The sequence below is a fragment of the Primorskyibacter aestuariivivens genome (genome assembly GCF_028023675.1).
GTDB classification, from domain to species: domain Bacteria; phylum Pseudomonadota; class Alphaproteobacteria; order Rhodobacterales; family Rhodobacteraceae; genus Marinovum; species Marinovum aestuariivivens.
The window spans coordinates 22341-38559 of record NZ_JAQIOZ010000017.1; the positions used below are offsets into that span (position 1 = coordinate 22341).

Annotated in this window: 21 protein-coding genes; 8 read left to right on the forward strand and 13 right to left on the reverse strand. The window is 65.1% G+C overall.

Features of this window, described 5'->3' with window-relative positions; all coding sequences use genetic code 11:
• Positions 1-173 precede the first annotated feature (173 nt).
• The 3 genes from PGB28_RS16110 to PGB28_RS16120 all read right to left on the reverse strand — a co-directional run bounded on the left by PGB28_RS16110 (position 174) and on the right by PGB28_RS16120 (position 3057).
• Positions 174-1634, reverse strand: coding sequence for an efflux RND transporter periplasmic adaptor subunit (locus PGB28_RS16110; RefSeq protein ID WP_271422551.1), 1461 nt, complete (start codon positions 1632-1634; stop codon positions 174-176).
• A 93-nt stretch (positions 1635-1727) separates the two neighbouring features.
• Positions 1728-2270, reverse strand: a complete 543-nt coding sequence (gene moaB, locus PGB28_RS16115; RefSeq protein ID WP_271422552.1) for a molybdenum cofactor biosynthesis protein B — start codon at positions 2268-2270, stop codon at positions 1728-1730.
• 22 nt (positions 2271-2292) lie between these two features.
• Positions 2293-3057, reverse strand: a complete 765-nt coding sequence (locus tag PGB28_RS16120; RefSeq protein WP_271422553.1) for a uracil-DNA glycosylase — start codon at positions 3055-3057, stop codon at positions 2293-2295.
• A gap of 111 nt (positions 3058-3168) precedes the next feature.
• On the opposite strand from PGB28_RS16120, the gene PGB28_RS16125 reads away from it, so the two are divergent.
• The 6 genes from PGB28_RS16125 to plsY all read left to right on the forward strand — a co-directional run bounded on the left by PGB28_RS16125 (position 3169) and on the right by plsY (position 7567).
• Positions 3169-4125: an aspartate carbamoyltransferase catalytic subunit gene (locus tag PGB28_RS16125; protein ID WP_271422554.1), complete on the forward strand. Its 957-nt coding sequence runs from the start codon at positions 3169-3171 to the stop codon at positions 4123-4125.
• On the forward strand, positions 4122-4670 hold the full coding sequence (locus PGB28_RS16130; RefSeq protein ID WP_271422555.1) for a hypothetical protein: 549 nt from the start codon (positions 4122-4124) through the stop codon (positions 4668-4670). Before PGB28_RS16125 ends, PGB28_RS16130 begins: the two co-directional genes overlap by 4 nt.
• On the forward strand, positions 4667-5053 hold the full coding sequence (locus PGB28_RS16135; protein ID WP_333908245.1) for a hypothetical protein: 387 nt from the start codon (positions 4667-4669) through the stop codon (positions 5051-5053). Before PGB28_RS16130 ends, PGB28_RS16135 begins: the two co-directional genes overlap by 4 nt.
• Positions 5050-5586 carry an aspartate carbamoyltransferase catalytic subunit gene (locus PGB28_RS16140; protein ID WP_271422556.1) on the forward strand — a complete coding sequence of 179 codons (537 nt, stop codon included), beginning with the start codon at positions 5050-5052 and terminating at the stop codon, positions 5584-5586. The genes PGB28_RS16135 and PGB28_RS16140 overlap by 4 nt, the downstream gene beginning before the upstream one ends.
• 89 nt (positions 5587-5675) lie before the next feature.
• Positions 5676-6959 (forward strand): dihydroorotase, encoded by a 1284-nt coding sequence (pyrC, locus tag PGB28_RS16145; RefSeq protein ID WP_271422557.1) that lies wholly within the window; start codon positions 5676-5678, stop codon positions 6957-6959.
• Positions 6959-7567, forward strand: a complete 609-nt coding sequence (plsY, locus tag PGB28_RS16150; protein ID WP_271422558.1) for a glycerol-3-phosphate 1-O-acyltransferase PlsY — start codon at positions 6959-6961, stop codon at positions 7565-7567. The genes pyrC and plsY overlap by 1 nt, the downstream gene beginning before the upstream one ends.
• Positions 7568-7750: 183 nt before the next feature.
• On the opposite strand, the gene PGB28_RS16155 is transcribed toward plsY, so the two are convergent.
• Entirely contained in the window at positions 7751-8590 is an 840-nt protein-coding gene (locus PGB28_RS16155) for an alpha/beta fold hydrolase (RefSeq protein ID WP_271422559.1), read from the reverse strand.
• Between the two features lie 4 nt (positions 8591-8594).
• A complete protein-coding gene (locus tag PGB28_RS16160; protein WP_271422560.1) occupies positions 8595-9194 on the reverse strand; it encodes a 2-hydroxychromene-2-carboxylate isomerase in 600 nt (199 codons plus the stop codon).
• 99 nt (positions 9195-9293) lie between these two features.
• Between PGB28_RS16160 and PGB28_RS16165 the strand changes: the two genes are divergently transcribed.
• The gene (locus PGB28_RS16165; protein WP_271422561.1) at positions 9294-10313 is read left to right on the forward strand and encodes a ribose-phosphate pyrophosphokinase; all 1020 of its coding nucleotides are present in this window, start codon (positions 9294-9296) and stop codon (positions 10311-10313) included.
• A 66-nt stretch (positions 10314-10379) separates the two neighbouring features.
• Here the strand turns inward: PGB28_RS16165 and PGB28_RS16170 are convergent, their stop codons facing one another.
• The 4 genes from PGB28_RS16170 to PGB28_RS16185 form a co-directional block, all read right to left on the reverse strand.
• Positions 10380-11048 (reverse strand): phosphoribosylanthranilate isomerase, encoded by a 669-nt coding sequence (locus PGB28_RS16170; RefSeq protein WP_271422562.1) that lies wholly within the window; start codon positions 11046-11048, stop codon positions 10380-10382.
• Between the two features lie 9 nt (positions 11049-11057).
• Positions 11058-11408 carry a LapA family protein gene (locus PGB28_RS16175; RefSeq protein ID WP_271422563.1) on the reverse strand — a complete coding sequence of 117 codons (351 nt, stop codon included), beginning with the start codon at positions 11406-11408 and terminating at the stop codon, positions 11058-11060.
• A gap of 10 nt (positions 11409-11418) precedes the next feature.
• Positions 11419-11700: an integration host factor subunit beta gene (gene ihfB / locus PGB28_RS16180; RefSeq protein ID WP_271422564.1), complete on the reverse strand. Its 282-nt coding sequence runs from the start codon at positions 11698-11700 to the stop codon at positions 11419-11421.
• A gap of 273 nt (positions 11701-11973) precedes the next feature.
• Complete coding sequence (locus PGB28_RS16185; RefSeq protein ID WP_271422565.1) at positions 11974-12477, reverse strand: hypothetical protein; 504 nt, start codon at positions 12475-12477, stop codon at positions 11974-11976.
• A 201-nt stretch (positions 12478-12678) separates the two neighbouring features.
• On the opposite strand from PGB28_RS16185, the gene PGB28_RS16190 reads away from it, so the two are divergent.
• Positions 12679-13095, forward strand: coding sequence for a c-type cytochrome (locus tag PGB28_RS16190; protein ID WP_271422566.1), 417 nt, complete (start codon positions 12679-12681; stop codon positions 13093-13095).
• A 120-nt stretch (positions 13096-13215) separates the two neighbouring features.
• Here PGB28_RS16190 and PGB28_RS16195 read toward each other — a convergent pair whose 3' ends face one another.
• From PGB28_RS16195 to PGB28_RS16210, 4 genes are read right to left on the reverse strand one after another with little or no spacing between them, the layout of a single operon-like run.
• A complete protein-coding gene (locus tag PGB28_RS16195) occupies positions 13216-13737 on the reverse strand; it encodes a DUF2478 domain-containing protein (RefSeq protein WP_271422567.1) in 522 nt (173 codons plus the stop codon).
• 10 nt (positions 13738-13747) lie between these two features.
• Positions 13748-15028, reverse strand: a complete 1281-nt coding sequence (locus tag PGB28_RS16200; RefSeq protein ID WP_271422568.1) for a molybdopterin molybdotransferase MoeA — start codon at positions 15026-15028, stop codon at positions 13748-13750.
• The gene (locus tag PGB28_RS16205; protein WP_271422569.1) at positions 15025-15642 is read right to left on the reverse strand and encodes a carbonic anhydrase; all 618 of its coding nucleotides are present in this window, start codon (positions 15640-15642) and stop codon (positions 15025-15027) included. The genes PGB28_RS16200 and PGB28_RS16205 overlap by 4 nt, the downstream gene beginning before the upstream one ends.
• Positions 15632-16204, reverse strand: coding sequence for a hemerythrin domain-containing protein (locus PGB28_RS16210; RefSeq protein WP_271422570.1), 573 nt, complete (start codon positions 16202-16204; stop codon positions 15632-15634). The genes PGB28_RS16205 and PGB28_RS16210 overlap by 11 nt, the downstream gene beginning before the upstream one ends.
• Positions 16205-16219: the final 15 nt, after the last annotated feature.

Sequence of the window (16219 nt, forward strand, 5' to 3'; positions counted from 1 at the left end):
GGCGCTCCAATGGCGACCGCCCCCCGGGATGGCGATTTTGCTGCCACCTGCGCGCCGATCCAAACTTGGAGTAACTTGGCTGGCATAAAGTGCTCCGAAGCAATGTCAGATCGCCACCCCGCAGTCTGGCAATGCGTGGCTTCCAGCACTGGGCCATGGGACGCACCATCTGCCTACCCCCCCATCCGCTCTTCGATCCGCTGCACCATCTGCGCCGGCACTTTTGCCTGTTCCAGCTGGGCAAGGATACGGTCGCGCGCCTCCTTGGGCATACGCGTGTTCGCCTCGACAAAGGCGCGCAGCCTGGCGCGGCGTTCGTCAGACAGTACCAGCATCTCGGGTTCTTCCGGCGCAGCGGCGGCGTCACCGGGACGCAAAGGCCGCACCTTGATCCCCGCCCCCAAGAGCGGCGTGCGCTCGGCCACCACGTCGCGCCCGCGCAGGCCCGGCCCGCGCACCAGCACGTCATCGCCCTGACGGCGCAACAGCGTGACCTGCAACTCTTCCAGCCGGTCCTCTTCGCCCAGCACCAGAACCTCGTTATCCGCATCCAGCGCCGAAGACGGCAGGCGCACCACCCGCTCCAGCGGCGGCTCTTCGATTTCGACCGTGACGAAATCGCCGGGCTTCAGCCCCTTGGGCGCCTCCAGCCGCGCAAAGAGCAAGCGCCCGGTCTGGCCTTCGCCCACTGCGGCGCTGTCACGCACCAGCGTGCCTGTCGTCACCAGATCGGTGCCGAACACATCCAGCGTCACCGCAACCGGTGCCCGGCGCAGATCGCCAGCATCGTCCAGCAACCGCGCATATTGCGCCGTGGAGACGCGGAAGGACACTTCCAGCGACGCGGGATCGACCAACCGCGCCAGTTGTTCGTTGTTGGACACCAGCCGCCCAAGCGTGGCGTTCACATCCGACAGCGTGCCGGTAAAGCGCGCGGTGATGCGGGTGTCTTCCAGCCGCCGCTCGGCCTCGGCCAGCGCGATTCCCACGCGCTCCAGCGCCGTCGCGGCCTGTGCCACCCGCGCCTCGGCCTGCGCCACGGCCTGACGACGGGTCAGCACCGCCTGCCGCGCGGAGGACGCCGCAAGCTCGGCTGTTTCCACCGCCGCCGCCGTGCCAACCCCACGCTGCTGCAGGTCCACCTGACGGCGGAACGCCTTTTCACGCAGCTCGACCTGTTCCTCTGCCGCGGCCAGCTCATCGCGCGCCAGAACCAGCGCGGCCTCTGCTTCGGTCTGTTCGGCCCGCGCATCGCGCAGGTCCGATTGCACCCGGTCCAGCACAAGCTGCGCATCGCCGGGGTCGATCTGGACCAGCAACTGCCCCGCGCTCACATGTCCGCCCTCTTCGAACCCCTCAGCCAGTTCCACGATCTGCCCCGCCGTCGCGGCGCGCACTTCCAGCTCGCGGCGGCTCTGCACCTCGCCAAAAGCGGTCAGGATCGGCGTCACGGTCTGCGGCGCGGCGGTGACCACATTGACCGCAAAGATGCGTTCGCGGGCCGGGCGTTCGCGCGGTTCCTCGGACAGGCGGGCCTGAACGGCTTCGCGCACCATCTGGCCCGCATAGGCCAACAGCCCCAGCGTCAGCGCAAGAAGAAACAGCCCGGACAGGCTTTGACGAAGAAAGCGCATGGGGCGCGGCCTTTCACATATTCAGCACATGTAATGTAGCCGCCGCCCGGTCAATGCCAAGCGCGACTCGCACCCATGTTACGGCCAGAGGCGTTATTTCCGTCGCTGATGTTCGGTCAGACGCGGAAAAATCTCGACAAAGTTACAGGGACGGTGCCGGTAATCGAGCTGCAGGCTCAGAATCTCGTCCCAGGCATCCTTGCAGGCACCGGGACTGCCGGGCAGCGCAAAGAGATAGGTGCCGTTCGCCACGCCGCCGGTGGCGCGGGATTGCACGGCGGAGGTGCCGATCTTGTTCATCGACACGATGGTAAAGACGGTGCCAAAGGCGTCGATCTCTTTCTCATAGACATCGCGATGCGCCTCGACGCTCACATCCCGGCCGGTCAGCCCCGTGCCGCCGGTGGAGATGACCACGTCAATATCGGGGTCCGCGCACCACGCGCGCAGTTGCTCGGCAATCTCGGCGCGCTCATCGGGGATGATCTTGCGATCGGCCAGTATATGCCCCGCGCCCTCGATCCGGCCCACCAGCGTGTCGCCCGAGCGATCCTCGGCCAATGAGCGGCTGTCGCTCACGGTCAACACCGCGATGCGGACCGGGATGAATTCCTTGCTTTCGTCGATACGGCTCACCTGTGTCTCCCTGCTTGTAGCCTCAGCCCAAACGCGCCCTGATCTCCAGCAAATCCGCCCAGGCCTCGCGCTTCATCTGCGGCTGTCGCAACAGATAAGCGGGGTGGAACATCGGCAGGGCCGGTTTGCCATAGGCCTCGGTCCAGTGCCCGCGCAGCCGGGTTATTCCGCGCCGCCCCAGCCCGGCGTCACAAGAGATATTGCCCATCAGCACCACCAACTCCGGCGCCACCAACTCGACATGCCGCTGCACAAAGGGGCGCATCATGGCAATCTCGTCCGGTTTCGGATCACGGTTCTGCGGTGGCCGCCAGGGCAGCACATTGGTGATATAGACGCTCTCGGCCCGGTTCAGCCCGATGGCCGCCAGCATCTTGTCCAGCAACTGCCCGGCCCGGCCCACAAACGGCTTGCCCTGCCGGTCCTCGTCGCGGCCCGGCGCTTCGCCGATGATCATCACCCGGGCGTCCGGGCTGCCATCGGAAAACACCAGATTGCGCGCGCCCATCTTCAGCTCACAATGCTCGAACGCCGAAAGCGCCTGTTCCAGCGCCGCCAGATCCCCGGCCTGTGCCGCCGATTGCTGCGCCACCACCACCGGGTCCACCTTGGGCATCTCGACCGGGGCGGCGGGGGCCTTTACCCTGGCTTCAGGCTTCGGCGCGGCCCTGGCCTCAAGCTGCACGGCGTAACGGTCCACAGGCTCTTCGCCCAGCGCGTCGATGACGCCCGCCTCGATCTGCCACTCCAGAGCGGCCCGCAGGGCAATATGTTCGTGATACTCCATCGCCGCAAACAGTAGCGCCCTGCGCGGGCAATGAAAATCACCATTCCGCGCCCATTGAACGCCCCTGCATGCCCACTTATAAGCGGGTCAATACCCGGACAGGAGCAGGCCATGACCTTTACCCAGCGCCATCTGTTAGGCATCGAGCCGCTGCACCCGACGGAAATCACCACGATTCTCGATCTGGCCGACGATTACGTGCGTCTGAACCGCCAGCCCCAGAAACATGGCGACGCGCTGGCCGGGCTGACCCAGATCAACATGTTCTTTGAAAACTCCACCCGGACGCAAGCCAGCTTTGAACTGGCAGGCCAGCGGCTGGGCGCGGATGTGATGAACATGGCGATGCAGGCCAGCTCGATCAAAAAGGGCGAGACGCTGATCGACACGGCGCTGACGCTCAACGCCATGCATCCCGACCTTCTGGTGGTGCGCCACCCGCATTCCGGGGCGGTGGACCTGCTTGCGCAGAAAGTCAACTGCGCGGTGCTCAACGCCGGTGACGGCAAGCACGAGCACCCGACACAGGCGCTGCTGGACGCGCTGACCATCCGCCGCGCCAAGGGGCGGCTGCATCGGCTCAATATCGCGATCTGTGGCGACATCGCCCATTCCCGCGTGGCGCGCTCGAACATCATCCTGCTGGGCAAGATGGAGAACCGCGTGCGTCTTGTCGGGCCGCCCACGCTGCTTCCGGCGGGCATCGGTGAATTTGGCGTCGAGGTCTATGACGACATGCGCGAAGGGCTGAAAGACGTGGACGTGGTGATGATGCTGCGGCTACAGCGCGAGCGCATGGATGGCGGGTTCATCCCGTCCGAGCGGGAATATTACCACCGCTATGGGCTGGACGCGGAAAAGCTCAGCCATGCCAAGCCCGACGCCATCGTCATGCATCCCGGCCCGATGAACCGGGGCGTTGAGATCGACGGCGAGATCGCGGACGACATCAACCGCTCGGTCATTCAGGAACAGGTGGAAATGGGTGTCGCCGTGCGCATGGCGGCGATGGACCTTCTGGCGCGCAACCTGCGCGCCGCGCGCGAGACCCGCGAGGTCATGGCGTGAGCGACCGGCTGGACATACCGCCCGGCGAATACGGGCTGGTGCGGGTCTTCACGGTGGACCTGCCGCTGGACGCGGCGCAGCCGCTGGTCGAGGAGGAGGCGCAGGGCCTGAAACAGCTCACCGGCGCAGAGGCGCTCGACCCCGATCATATCGACCTGTTTGACATGAACGACCTGTCGGGCATGGCGCTGGCCGATTACCTGTCCGAAGGGCACGGCATCCCCGCCGATGAAATCGCCCCGTTGCGCCCCCAGCTGGACCGGGTCAAGGGGTCTGTGATGGTAATGCGTTCCTCGGCCTTTGAACGCATCGGCCAGACCCTGCGCGTGAGACGCCCGCTGCGCTGGATCGCCACCTTTGGCGAGGCGCGCGGCGACCAGACACTGGAGCCGCTGACCAGCGCCGCAGCGCAGGGTATGGTGCCCCCGCCGCCCGCAGCCCCCGTGCAACCACCCGCGCGGAACCGCAGCGCCGCCTGGATCATCGCCGGGCTTGTGGCGGTGGGTGTGATCGTCGCCATCTCCATCGGGGCGCGGACCCCATGATGCAGCTCAGGACCGAATTCCGCCCCGACCGCGAGATCTACATGCGCGACCACGCCGTCATGGCGGCCATCGGCATGGGCGCGGCGATGCTGTTGCTGTGGGTGATGGATAACCCGCATGTCTGGACCGGCGCGGTGGCCGGGCTGGGGGCGATTGCCGTGCGCGGCTGGTACATGGCGTCCGAGGAACTGGCCCGTGTCTGGGTGCTTGAGGACGGGCATCTGCGCCTTGGCGACATGTCCCTGCCGCTGGGCCAGATCGAGACCGCGCGCCCGATCCTGAGCGCCGTGCAGGTGATCACCCGCAGCGGCGACAAGCACCTGATCAAGTATCAGCCCGACCCGGCCGCCATCGCGCGCACCATCACCGAGGCGCTGCCATGAGTGCCGCGACCGGATGGGAGGGCATCCTGCATGAGGGCGAGACGATCCTCTGGCAGGGACGTCCCGATGGGGCGTTTCACCTGACCGGCGCTCGGATCGCGGAAGGGGTGTTCGGGCTGTTCTTTGCCGGGTTCGCGCTGGTCTGGATGATGCTGGCCGCCAACGGGCCGGGCCCGATGTGGATGTTCGGACTGATCCATTTCTCGGTGGGTGTCGGGGTGGCCTTTCACGGTTTTTACTGGCCCACATTCCTCCGGCGACGCACATGGTACACGCTGACAACGGACCGGGCTTTCATCGCAACCGATCTGCCCATCAAGGGAAAATCGCTCAAGAGCTATCCAGTCACCTCGGACACGGCGCTATCGCTGGAAGACGGCGATCCCGGCTCGATCTGGTTCGCCCATGAATTCAAGCGCACCAAGAATGGCAGCCACAGGGTGAATATCGGCTTTGAACGGATCAACGCGGCGCGCGAGGTGCTCAAACTCATGACTGGTATACAGCGAGGGCAGGATGCAGGAACCCAATGACCCGAAAATGTCGGGCCGCGTTGCCATGGTCGCGCTCTTGGTGCTGTTTGCGCTGGTGGCGGTGATGGTATGGGTAGCGGGGTAAGGAGATGACACAGATGCTTTTCACCAATGCCCGGCTGATCGACCCGGAGACAGGCAGCGACAGCCTCGGCTGGTTGCGCGTCGAAAACGGTGTCATCACCGCACGCGGCAGCGCCTCTGACATGCCACAAGACACGGGCACGACCATCGACTGCCACGGCAAATGCCTTGCGCCGGGGATCGTCGATCTGGGCGTCAAGGTCTGCGAACCGGGCGAGCGGCACAAGGAAAGCTATGCCTCGGCGGGGCGCGCGGCGGCGGCGGGGGGCGTGACCACCATGATCACCCGGCCCGACACGACGCCCGCCATCGACACGCCCGAGGCGCTGGAGTTTGTCGCCCGCCGGGCGCAGGCCGACGCGCCGGTCAATGTGCTGCACATGGCGGCGCTCACCAAAGCGCGCGAAGGCCGCGAGATGGCCGAGATCGGCTTTCTGATGGATGCCGGTGCGGTGGCTTTTACCGATTGCGATCATGTCACCGCCAATACCAAGGTGCTGACCCGGGCGCTGAGCTATGCGAAGAGCCTGGGCGCGCTGGTGCTCCTGCATCCGCAGGAGCCGGGCCTGTCCACCGGCGCGGTGGCCACATCGGGCAAGTTCGCCTCGCTCTACGGGCTGCCGGCGGTGTCGCCGATGGCGGAACGCATGGGGCTGGACCGCGACATCACGATGATCGAGATGACCGGCGTGCGCGCCCATTTCGACCAGATCACCACCGCCCGCGCCCTGCCCGCGCTGGAACGCGCCAAGCGCAACGGGCTGGATGTGACGGCGGGTGTGTCGATCCATCACCTGACGCTGAACGAAATGGACGTGGCGGGCTATCGCACCTTCTTCAAGGTCAAGCCGCCCTTGCGCGCCGAGGACGACCGGCTCGCCGTGGTGGCGGCGTTGCGGGACGGGCTGATCGACGTGATTTCGTCCATGCACACACCGCAGGACGAAGAAAGCAAACGCCTGCCGTTTGAAGAAGCGGCCAGCGGCGCGGTGGCGCTGGAGACGCTTTTGCCCGCCGCGCTGCGGCTGGTGCATTCCGGCGATCTGAGCCTGCCCGGGCTGTTCGCCGCGCTCAGCCTGAACCCGGCGAAGCGCCTGGGGCTCACGGCCGGGCGGCTGGTCCCCGGAGCGCCTGCCGATCTTGTGCTGTTCGATCCGGATGCGCCGCTGGTGCTGGACCGCGCGAAGCTGCAATCCAAATCCAAGAACACACCGTTTGACGGCGCGCGGCTGCAGGGCAAGGTGCTGGCGACCTATGTCGGCGGCACCTGCGTTTACGGAGAGCTCTGATGCCTGTGATGGAAACCGCCCTCGCGGGCCTGCTGCTCTGGGCCGCGCTGGGTTACCTTTTGGGGTCGATCCCCTTTGGCATCGTGATCGCACGGGTAATGGGACTGGGCGATCTGCGCCAGATCGGGTCAGGCAATATTGGCGCGACCAACGTGCTGCGCACCGGCAACAAACCGGCGGCGCTGGCGACGCTGATCCTTGATAGCGGCAAGGGCGCGGCGGCGGTGCTGATCGCGCGGGCACTGGCGGCGGAGGACGCGGCGCAACTGGCGGGGCTTTGCGCCTTTCTGGGCCATTGCTTTCCGGTCTGGCTGGGCTTTCGCGGCGGCAAGGGGGTTGCGACCTTCCTTGGCCTGCTGCTGGGGCTGGCATTTCCACTGGGGCTTGCGGCCTGCGCGACTTGGCTGGCGGGCGCGGTGATCACGCGTATCTCCTCGGCCTCGGCGCTGCTGGCGGCGGCACTGGCCCCGCTCTGGGCCTGGCTGCTGGGCTATGGTTCGATGGTGGTGCTGGCGGCGGCGCTGGCTGTGATCGTCTTCATCCGCCATCACCAGAATATCAGCCGCATCCTGCAAGGGACCGAGCCGAAGATCGGCAAGAAATCCTGACAGGCGCCGCGGTGCCAAATGTCTTCGAAGACATTTGCAAATCTCTTGCAAAAGATTTGCCCCTGTAGCCGCTGTCCGGACCTAGAGCGTTTCCAGTTTAACTTGAATCGCCAATACCCTGCCACGCCTTTGGCGCTCTCGGGACATTGGCGATGCCTTGTTTCAACGAAAACTGGAAACGCTTTAATCCATCGCGCGCGTCGGTGTCGCGACGGCGGTCTCCTGCAGCAAAGCCCAGATCTCGCGCGCGACCTGTGCCGCATGGGTGATCGGCACCATATGCCCCGCACCCGAAATCACCACGCGGCGCGCATCGGTCAAGCGCCGGGCCAGACCATCGTTGATCAGCGACATGAGATCGGGGCTTTCGCTCCCCTCGACGAGCAGCACCGGGCAGGTCACATGCTGTAGCCCGCCGGGCAGCAACATCCCCTGCCGGTCCGTGTTCAGCGCCGCATGGGACGCGGGCACCATGTGAATGCGCGCCGCCATCTTGTGGCGCATCTCGTCGGGCAGCGCCTCCCACGGGCGGCCATCGCCCCAGACAGCGGTGAAATGCGCCGCTGCAGCGTGCATGTCGCCCCGGTCCAGCGCATCGGAAAAATCGCCCAGCATCCGGTCATGTACCACCCGAAGGTCCGGCCGGTCGGCATAGGCCGCTGCAAAGAACACCGGCTCGATCAGGGTCAGGCTGCGCACCCGTTCCGGCATGGCATGGGCCAGCCGCAGCGCCACGGTCGCCCCGAAACTGTGCCCGATCAGATCGCAGGCACCCTCGGGCAGAAAATCCTGCGCAATCTCGGTGCACAGGTCCTGATAGTCCCGCGTTTCATCCCAGTCCGCCGTTTTTCCATGGCCGGGAAAATCCAGCAAAGTCATGTCCAGATGCGTATCCAGCACCGCGCTCAAAGGCCCCCAGGCCCGCGACGACGCCAGCGAACAATGCAGCAGCACCGCCTTGCGCCGCCCGTTGCCCGTGCGGGTCCAATAGGTGTCGACACCTGCAACCGTCCTGACCGGCATCAGCTCAGATCTTGCCCGAGAGGTACAGGTCAAGATCCTCAAGCCGGTCCTGCCCCCAGAACCGCTGGTCATCTTCGGTGATGTAGAAGGGCGCGCCAAACACGCCGCGCGTCACCGCCTCTTCGAGATTGGCGGCATAGGTTTCGGCCCCCACCAGCAAGCCACTGTCAGTCAGGCCCGGATCGAACCCCGCCTGCTCCAGCAGGTCGCGGATTACCGCATCATCGGCAATGTCACGCTCCTCGGCCCAGCAGGCCCGGGTGATGGAATGGGCCAGCTTGCCCAGATCACCCCCACCCGCCTTTTGCGCGGCGATGAACGCATAGGCCGACGGCGCGCCATTGGGCGGGAAATAGGCCGGTTGCAGGTTGATCGGCAGCCCGTGCTTGCGCGACTGGCGCTGCAATTCCTGCAGCCGGTATTCCTTGCGGCAGTCGGGCCGTTCTGGCAGCGGTGTGCCGCCCGACCGGGCAAAGATGCCGACCACGTCGAACGGTTTGTAGGTGATCGTTACCCCGTGGCGCGCCGCGATCTCTTCGAGCCGTTGACCCGCCAGATAGGTGTACGGGGAATATGTGGCGAAGAAGTAGTCAATTTGTCCCAATGTGTGCGCTCCCGGTCCCTGTCGCTTTTGTGCACGGTAACCCCATGCTAAGCGGTGTCAACGCCACGATTCTGTCCCCATCGCCACTCGGAAAGCCCCATGCCCCAGATCATCGAACCCAAGCTCATCTCCGGCAATGCCAACCTGCCGCTTGCCAGCGCAATCGCACGCCGGATGTCCATGCATCGCGGCATGAATGTCGGGCTGGTCGATGCGCGGGTCGAGCGGTTCAACGATCAGGAAGTCTTTGTCGAAGTGTTCGAGAACGTGCGCGGCGAGGACATGTTCATCATCCAGTCCACGTCGAACCCGGCCAATGACCACCTGATGGAACTGCTCATCATGTCCGATGCGCTGCGCCGCTCCTCGGCCAGCCGCATCACCGCCGTGATCCCCTATTTCGGTTATGCCCGCCAGGATCGCCGCGCCAAGGCGCGCACGCCGATTTCGGCCAAGCTGGTGGCCAACATGATCGTCGAGGCAGGAATCGAACGGGTGCTGACCATGGACCTGCATGCGGCCCAGATTCAGGGCTTTTTCGATATTCCGGTGGACAACCTCTATGCCAGCCCGGTCTTTGCGCTGGACATCAAGCACCAGTTCAAAGGCAACATGGATGACATCATGGTCGTCTCGCCGGATGTGGGCGGCGTCGCGCGTGCGCGGGAACTGGCAAAACGCATCGGGGCGCCGCTGTCGATCGTGGACAAGCGCCGCGAAAAGGCCGGTGAAGTGGCGGAAATGACCGTGATCGGCGATGTAACCGGCAAGAAATGCATCATCGTCGATGACATCTGCGACACCGCCGGTACGCTCTGCAAGGCGGCCGAAGTGCTGACCAAGGCGGGCGCGACCGAGGTGCATTCCTATATCACCCATGGCGTGCTGTCCGGCCCGGCGGTCGAGCGGATCACCAATTCGGTGATGAAATCGCTTGTGATCACCGATTCCATCGCGCCGACCGAGGCCGTGAAAGCCGCCAAGAACATCCGCATCGTACCCACCGCGCCGGTGTTCGCGCAGGCGATCCTGAACATCTGGAACGGCACATCGGTGTCGTCTCTGTTTGAGACTGAGACGCTGGAACCGGTCTATGAGGGGATTTTCGCGGGGATCTGACTCGGTGCCGAAATCTTTTGAAGATTTCGGCCCGATTTCTTTCGAAGAAATCGTGGACCGCGACGATCAACCAAGTTTCGGCGGCTTTTTCGGAGCGTTCCGGGCCGCCGCTACAAAGGCCGCGATCCTGCCCGCGTCCTTGATCCCCGGCGCGCTTTCCACGCCCGAAGACACGTCCACCTGCTGCGCGCCGGTCATGGCGATGGCCTCACCCACATTGTCGGGCGTCAGCCCACCGGCCAGCATCCATGGCACTGGCCAGCGCCGCCCGGCGATCAACCGCCAGTCAAAGGACAACCCGTTGCCGCCCGGAAGATCCGCGTTTTTCGGCGGCTTGGCATCGACCAGAAGCTGATCGGCCACCTTGCCATAGGCTTCCAGCGCCGACAGGTCCTCTGCATCCGCCACGCCCACAGCCTTCATCACCGGAAGACCATAGCGCGCGCGAATTTCGGTCACGCGCTCGGGGCTCTCAGAACCATGCAATTGCAGCATGTCCAGCGGCACCGCTCCCGTGATCGCATCCAGCAGCGCATCATCGGCATTCACCACCAGCGCCACCTTGGCCACGCCCGGCGGCACGTCGAGCGCCAGCGCACGGGCGGTTTCAATGTCGATATTGCGCGGGGATTTCGGAAAGAACACGAACCCCACATAACCCGCGCCCGCCTCTGCCGCGGCAGACACGTCCTGCGCGCGGCTCAGGCCGCAAATCTTGGTGCGAATGTCACGCATGACCGCGTCTTAGCTGGCCTCGTCGAGGATGGCCAGAACCTCGTCCTTGCCTTCGTGCTTGTCAGCCTTGAGGCGGCGCAGCTCGCGTTGCAGGGACTTGATCTCGTTGTCCTTGCGCGCGCTTTCGGCGCGTTGTTTGAACTCGCGCAGCCATTCCCAGATGAACCCGATCAAAAGCCCTGCCGCCACCCCGGCCAAGATGATCCCGAACAGCGGCAGCGTGATCGAGCGGTTCAGCCCGACCAGATCGGCAATGCCCGAGGGCAAAAGCGTGAGCGTCGTCATCTCGCGGTTGGCAACAGCAACGGCCACCAGAGCAAGGGCCATGACGGCAAGAAAGGCATACTTGATATAGCGCATGAGCGTTTGTTTACTTTCCGTTCAGGCGGTCGCGCAGCAGCTTGCCGGTCTTGAAGAAAGGCACGTGCTTTTCCTCGACCTCGACCGCTTCGCCGGTGCGGGGGTTCCGCCCGGTGCGCGCATCGCGTTTCTTGACAGAAAACGCGCCAAAGCCCCGAAGTTCAACCCGATCTCCCCGCGACATAGCGTCAGTGATCTCTTCGAAGATGGTGTTGACGATGCGTTCCACATCGCGCTGATACAAATGCGGGTTTTCATCCGCAAGCTTCTGAATAAGTTCCGATCTGATCATCGGTGCAGTCCCCCCTGCAGACGGCGCGCGCCGTTTATCGTTCTGACCCGACTATAGGCAGATTACTGGCTTTCGGAAACATCCCATCGCAAGGGATGGGCGGCAAACTGCCTGAAAATGTGCGATTTTCTGAGCTGAAAACCCAAGTTGGCGCGCTCCGCGACCGTCCCGCGCGGTCTTCTCCCGGGCGCATGCGCCCTCGGCAACGCTTCGATTCGGGGGCAAATGACAGGGTCTGGGGGTGACATGATCCGCTCTCCTTTGACGGGCCGCTCAACTGGCGAGCGGCTGCGCCAGCACCGATTTGAACGCCTCGAGATGGATCTCAAGCTCGTCAATCGAGGCGAAAACCTTGTGCCGCTCCGGCTCGGACAGCGCGCATCCCTCGGGTGAGATGTCCTTTAACGCCTCTGTCACGTCACGAGCCAGCCGTCCCAGCGCCACCTGCAACCCCAGCATCTCCTTGAGCATTGTCAATTCCGAGGGCGGGTCGGACGAAGCCGCCGCATCCACAGCCCCCGACACCTGCATTGCCATGCATTCCAGCAAGGGCGATTGCCCGACCTCGCGGCGGCACGCCCGGTCCAGCGCAATGGCATAGCGCAGCTGCAGGTGATGGCTGTCATCATCCGCATCACCACATTTCCGGATCAAAGAAGCTGATCGCTTCAAGCCCAGATACTCCTCGATCGCCTGCTCCACACCCGCGTCCCCCAACAGGGCAAAGGCGCGCCGGATACCGTGTTCGATCGTGTAGAGCGGCATGAGTTTTGTCATCGGTGCCCCCGTTCCCCCGTGACCTGGCCGGGCGTGACACCCGGCGGCGATGCCCCAGCCCACCCGAAATGCACGGCCCGCGCCTTGATTGATGTCAAAACCGGCAAGTGGAATTGGACAATCCTGCCGCGCGCCCAGCCGCTAGCCTTGACCCCGGAGCGGGGGACCACGTCCCTGGCTGTCAATTGAGAGGAGGATTTCATGCATATTCAACGCATTCTCGCCAGCGTGGCCATCGCTGCCGCCGCCTGCGCGGCACAGGCCCAGCAGTCCGAGGTCATCATCGGCAAGACCACCTTTGACCGGAGCTGCGCGGTCTGCCACGGCTTCGACGCGGAAGCCCAGGGCAATATTTCCGAGCTGTTCAAGACCCCGCCAAGGGACCTGACCACTATCGCCCAGCGCAATGACGGGGTGTTTCCGCTGGAACGGGTTTATCACGTCATCGCCGGGGATATCGACGAACGCGCCCATGGCGATTCCGAGATGCCGGTCTGGGGCGATTATTTCATGGCTGATGCACTCGAAGACCGCGGCATCAACGCCAAGGACGCGAGCGATATCGCGCAGGGGCGTATTCTGTCCGTGGTCTACTACCTGCTGTCGATCCAGAAATAACGCCGCGTCGCGGTCCGGATCAGGGGGCACCGACCAAAAGGACAGGCAGGCTACTCTCCGGAGGCGTCAGCCCCCGGACGGCCTGCTGTCTGGTTCACAGAAATGCGCCAGAATCAGCACTCAGGCTGCTTCCGCCGCTGTCCGCAGCGCGCCATTCACCCACCCCGCCAAGGCGTCCTTTTCCGGGGGAAGCTCCGTCGCCAGCCCGCCCGCAAAGGCATCAAACGCCGCTTGGTTGAGCGTGTTCAACCCGACCAGAACGGGGATGTCCATGGCCAGCGCTTCGGCAATAACGTCGCGGAACCCGCGTCCCTCGGCTTCGAGTTTGCCGAATTTGTTGACGATCAGAAGCTGTGTATCGGCATCAAGCCGCGTTGCCGCCTGCCCGACCGCGACCTCCAGCGATTCCGGGTCAAGCCGACAGCCCCGCGCCCCGGCCCCCAGATTCTGGCTGATGCGCAGGACCGGCCCGTCGGGCAGCACCATGACATCCATGTCGCAAGGGCCCGCATCGCAGCGGTCGGTATTGATCTGCACGGTGCCGCAGCAGCGGATGCCGCGCGCCGCAAGCTCGCTGGCCAGACCGGCAAGGATCAGGTCGGTGTCGCCCCGCCCGGGGGCCTTGGTACAGGCAAGTTTCATGTCGTGAACCTCATGCATCAGGAAAAGGAAGGAATTCGACCAGCGCGCCTTTGGGCAGATGATCGCACTCGGCGGGCAACAAAAGGACACCATCCGCCAGCGGCAGAGTGCCCACGCGCCCGGAATGGGTAGCGCTGTCGCAGCCCGCAATCTCGCGCCCCTGATCGTCAAAGCCCAGCAGCGTGGCGGGGCGCAGCTCGCAGCGGCCCGGTTTGCGGTGGATCGCGTTTTCGGTCACCACATGGCGACGGGCCGGGCCGGAGGCGCACTGCCCGGTCAGGCGCCGGACCAGTGCCGTGCCAAAAACCTGCCATGTGAGCAACGCCGCCAGCGGATTGCCCGGCAGGCCCAGCCAGTGGGTACAGCCCAGAGCACCAAAGGACACCGGCTTGCCCGGTTTGATCGCCACGCCGCTGAAATGAAGGGTTCCGCCAAGCGCGGCGAGCGCCGGTTTCACGTGATCCTCTTCGCCCACCGACACGCCACCCGTGGTCACGATAAGATCGACCCGCCCTGCCAGCCCGGACAGCGCGAGTTCCAGCGCCGCGCGCGTATCCGCGACCTGAGCAATATTGACCAACTCCATATCGGCCTGAACCATCGCCGCGCAGAGCATCGGCGTGTTCACATCCCAGATCTCGGCCTCCTGCCGCCCGGTTCCGGCGCGGCGCACCTCATCGCCAGTGACCAGCAGCGCCACGCGCAGCTTGCGGCGCAGCTCGACATGGCCCGCCCCGGCGGCGGCACAGGCGGCGATCTCGCGCGGGCCAAGCCGCGCCCCGGCCTCCAGAATGACCTGACCGGGCCGCATATCCGTGCCAGCGCGGCGGATGTTCAGCCCCGGCTCGGGACGCTTGGCAAAGGTGACCATATCCCCATCGCGCTGCGCATCCTCCTGCCGGATCACCGCATCAGCCCCCGGCGGGATCGGCGCGCCGGTAAAGATCCGCGCCACGCCGTCGGAGCCGACCGGTGTCGCCTCGCTCCACCCCGCAGGCACCCGCGCGGCAACGGCAAAGCGCCACGGGCCATCGCCGGTGAAATCACCCGTGGCCACCGCATAGCCATCCATCGCCGCGTTGTCGAAAGGCGGCGTCATGGCAGAGGCCAGAACCGGTGCCGCCAGAACCCGGCCCACGGCCTGCATCAGCGGCATCGTTTCGTTCCCCACCACAGGCGCGGCATGGTGGATGATCCGCGCCAGCGCCGCGTCGATGCTGATCAGTTTGGACAGCTGTTCGGGCGCGTCACAGCCGCAGCCCTGCGGTTCGATCTTCTGGACGATCGTCATTGTGCCGCCTCCGCCAGGAAATGCCCCGGCCCGATGGAACAATCCAGATCGCGCAAGCGCCCGTCCCTGAGCCCGTAAATCAGCCCATGCACGCGGATATCGGCCCCGCGCGCCCAGGCTTTCTGCAAGATCGGCGTCTCGGTCACGCGCCGCACCCCTTCGATCACGTTCAGTTCGGCCAGTTTGTCACGCCGCGCCTCGATATCCGCACATTGCGCCAGATCGACCGCATAGGCGCGCGCCAGTCGCCGGATCGGCTCCAGCCAGTGATCGGCCAGCCCGTGCGGCATGTCCTCGGTCGCGGCCTTGACCCCGCCACAGCCGTAATGGCCGCAGACGATGATTTCGCGCACGCCCAGCGCATCGACGGCAAACTCCAGTGCCGAGAGCAGGTTCATATCGCTTGAATGCACCACATTGGCCACGTTGCGATGCACGAACACCTCGCCCGGATCGAGCCCGGCCACCACATTGGCGGGCACGCGGCTGTCGGAACAGCCGATCCAGAAAAACTCGGGCGCTTGCTGCCCGGCAAGCCGGGCGAAATAGCCGGGATCGTCGGCATGGCGCGCCTCGGACCACGCGACATTGCGGGTCAGCAGGTCATTGAGCATCGTCTCTCTCCATCATTCGGTCGAGCCCCCGGCGCGCCAGCATCCGCCGCGTGAGCGTTTCAAGGTCACTCCTGGTCAGCCGCAGCCGCGCAAAGGGCAGCATGACCGCGTTCTCAAGGATCAGGTGGCGGCGGATCTGCCCGGCGAAATCCCCCAGCCGGTACACCATCAGGTCGCTGATCGCCCCGCCGGTTTCGGCCAGCGTCTCGAAGCTGTCGATCACTTCGGGCAGGTTGGCGTTGATCCGCGCGTGCTCCTGATCCAGCCGCACCTTGAGCCGGGGCATGTCGTCCTCGGGCGTGCTGCGCCGCATCAGGAGCGGCAACAGGTCCTCATCCTCATCCGCCACCAGAAGCGGCAGCTCTTCGGTCAGGAAACTCAGCATCGCCGCCGCCTCGTCGGCCGTCACATGCGCCGCCCCGGCCAGCCGGTCAAGCTCGCCGCACATGGCGCGGATGCGCAGGTGATCGGCGGCGATGAACTCCAGCGGATCGCCGATCAGGCGCGGATCGGTGGGCGACAGGCCGTCACCACGGCGCGCGGGATCTGTCCGGCTGATCATATCCGCGCCCCTCCC

Coding starts and splice junctions, on each gene's coding strand:
- PGB28_RS16110 (WP_271422551.1), bottom strand. CDS start 1,634: ATGCGCTTTCTTCGTCAAAGCCTGTCCGGGCTGTTTCTTCTTGCGCTG.
- PGB28_RS16120 (WP_271422553.1), bottom strand. CDS start 3,057: ATGGAGTATCACGAACATATTGCCCTGCGGGCCGCTCTGGAGTGGCAG.
- PGB28_RS16125 (WP_271422554.1), top strand. CDS start 3,169: ATGACCTTTACCCAGCGCCATCTGTTAGGCATCGAGCCGCTGCACCCG.
- PGB28_RS16135 (WP_333908245.1), top strand. CDS start 4,667: ATGATGCAGCTCAGGACCGAATTCCGCCCCGACCGCGAGATCTACATG.
- PGB28_RS16140 (WP_271422556.1), top strand. CDS start 5,050: ATGAGTGCCGCGACCGGATGGGAGGGCATCCTGCATGAGGGCGAGACG.
- pyrC (WP_271422557.1), top strand. CDS start 5,676: ATGACACAGATGCTTTTCACCAATGCCCGGCTGATCGACCCGGAGACA.
- plsY (WP_271422558.1), top strand. CDS start 6,959: ATGCCTGTGATGGAAACCGCCCTCGCGGGCCTGCTGCTCTGGGCCGCG.
- PGB28_RS16155 (WP_271422559.1), bottom strand. CDS start 8,590: ATGCCGGTCAGGACGGTTGCAGGTGTCGACACCTATTGGACCCGCACG.
- PGB28_RS16165 (WP_271422561.1), top strand. CDS start 9,294: ATGCCCCAGATCATCGAACCCAAGCTCATCTCCGGCAATGCCAACCTG.
- PGB28_RS16170 (WP_271422562.1), bottom strand. CDS start 11,048: ATGCGTGACATTCGCACCAAGATTTGCGGCCTGAGCCGCGCGCAGGAC.
- PGB28_RS16175 (WP_271422563.1), bottom strand. CDS start 11,408: ATGCGCTATATCAAGTATGCCTTTCTTGCCGTCATGGCCCTTGCTCTG.
- ihfB (WP_271422564.1), bottom strand. CDS start 11,700: ATGATCAGATCGGAACTTATTCAGAAGCTTGCGGATGAAAACCCGCAT.
- PGB28_RS16185 (WP_271422565.1), bottom strand. CDS start 12,477: ATGACAAAACTCATGCCGCTCTACACGATCGAACACGGTATCCGGCGC.
- PGB28_RS16190 (WP_271422566.1), top strand. CDS start 12,679: ATGCATATTCAACGCATTCTCGCCAGCGTGGCCATCGCTGCCGCCGCC.
- PGB28_RS16195 (WP_271422567.1), bottom strand. CDS start 13,737: ATGAAACTTGCCTGTACCAAGGCCCCCGGGCGGGGCGACACCGACCTG.
- PGB28_RS16200 (WP_271422568.1), bottom strand. CDS start 15,028: ATGACGATCGTCCAGAAGATCGAACCGCAGGGCTGCGGCTGTGACGCG.
- PGB28_RS16205 (WP_271422569.1), bottom strand. CDS start 15,642: ATGCTCAATGACCTGCTGACCCGCAATGTCGCGTGGTCCGAGGCGCGC.
- PGB28_RS16210 (WP_271422570.1), bottom strand. CDS start 16,204: ATGATCAGCCGGACAGATCCCGCGCGCCGTGGTGACGGCCTGTCGCCC.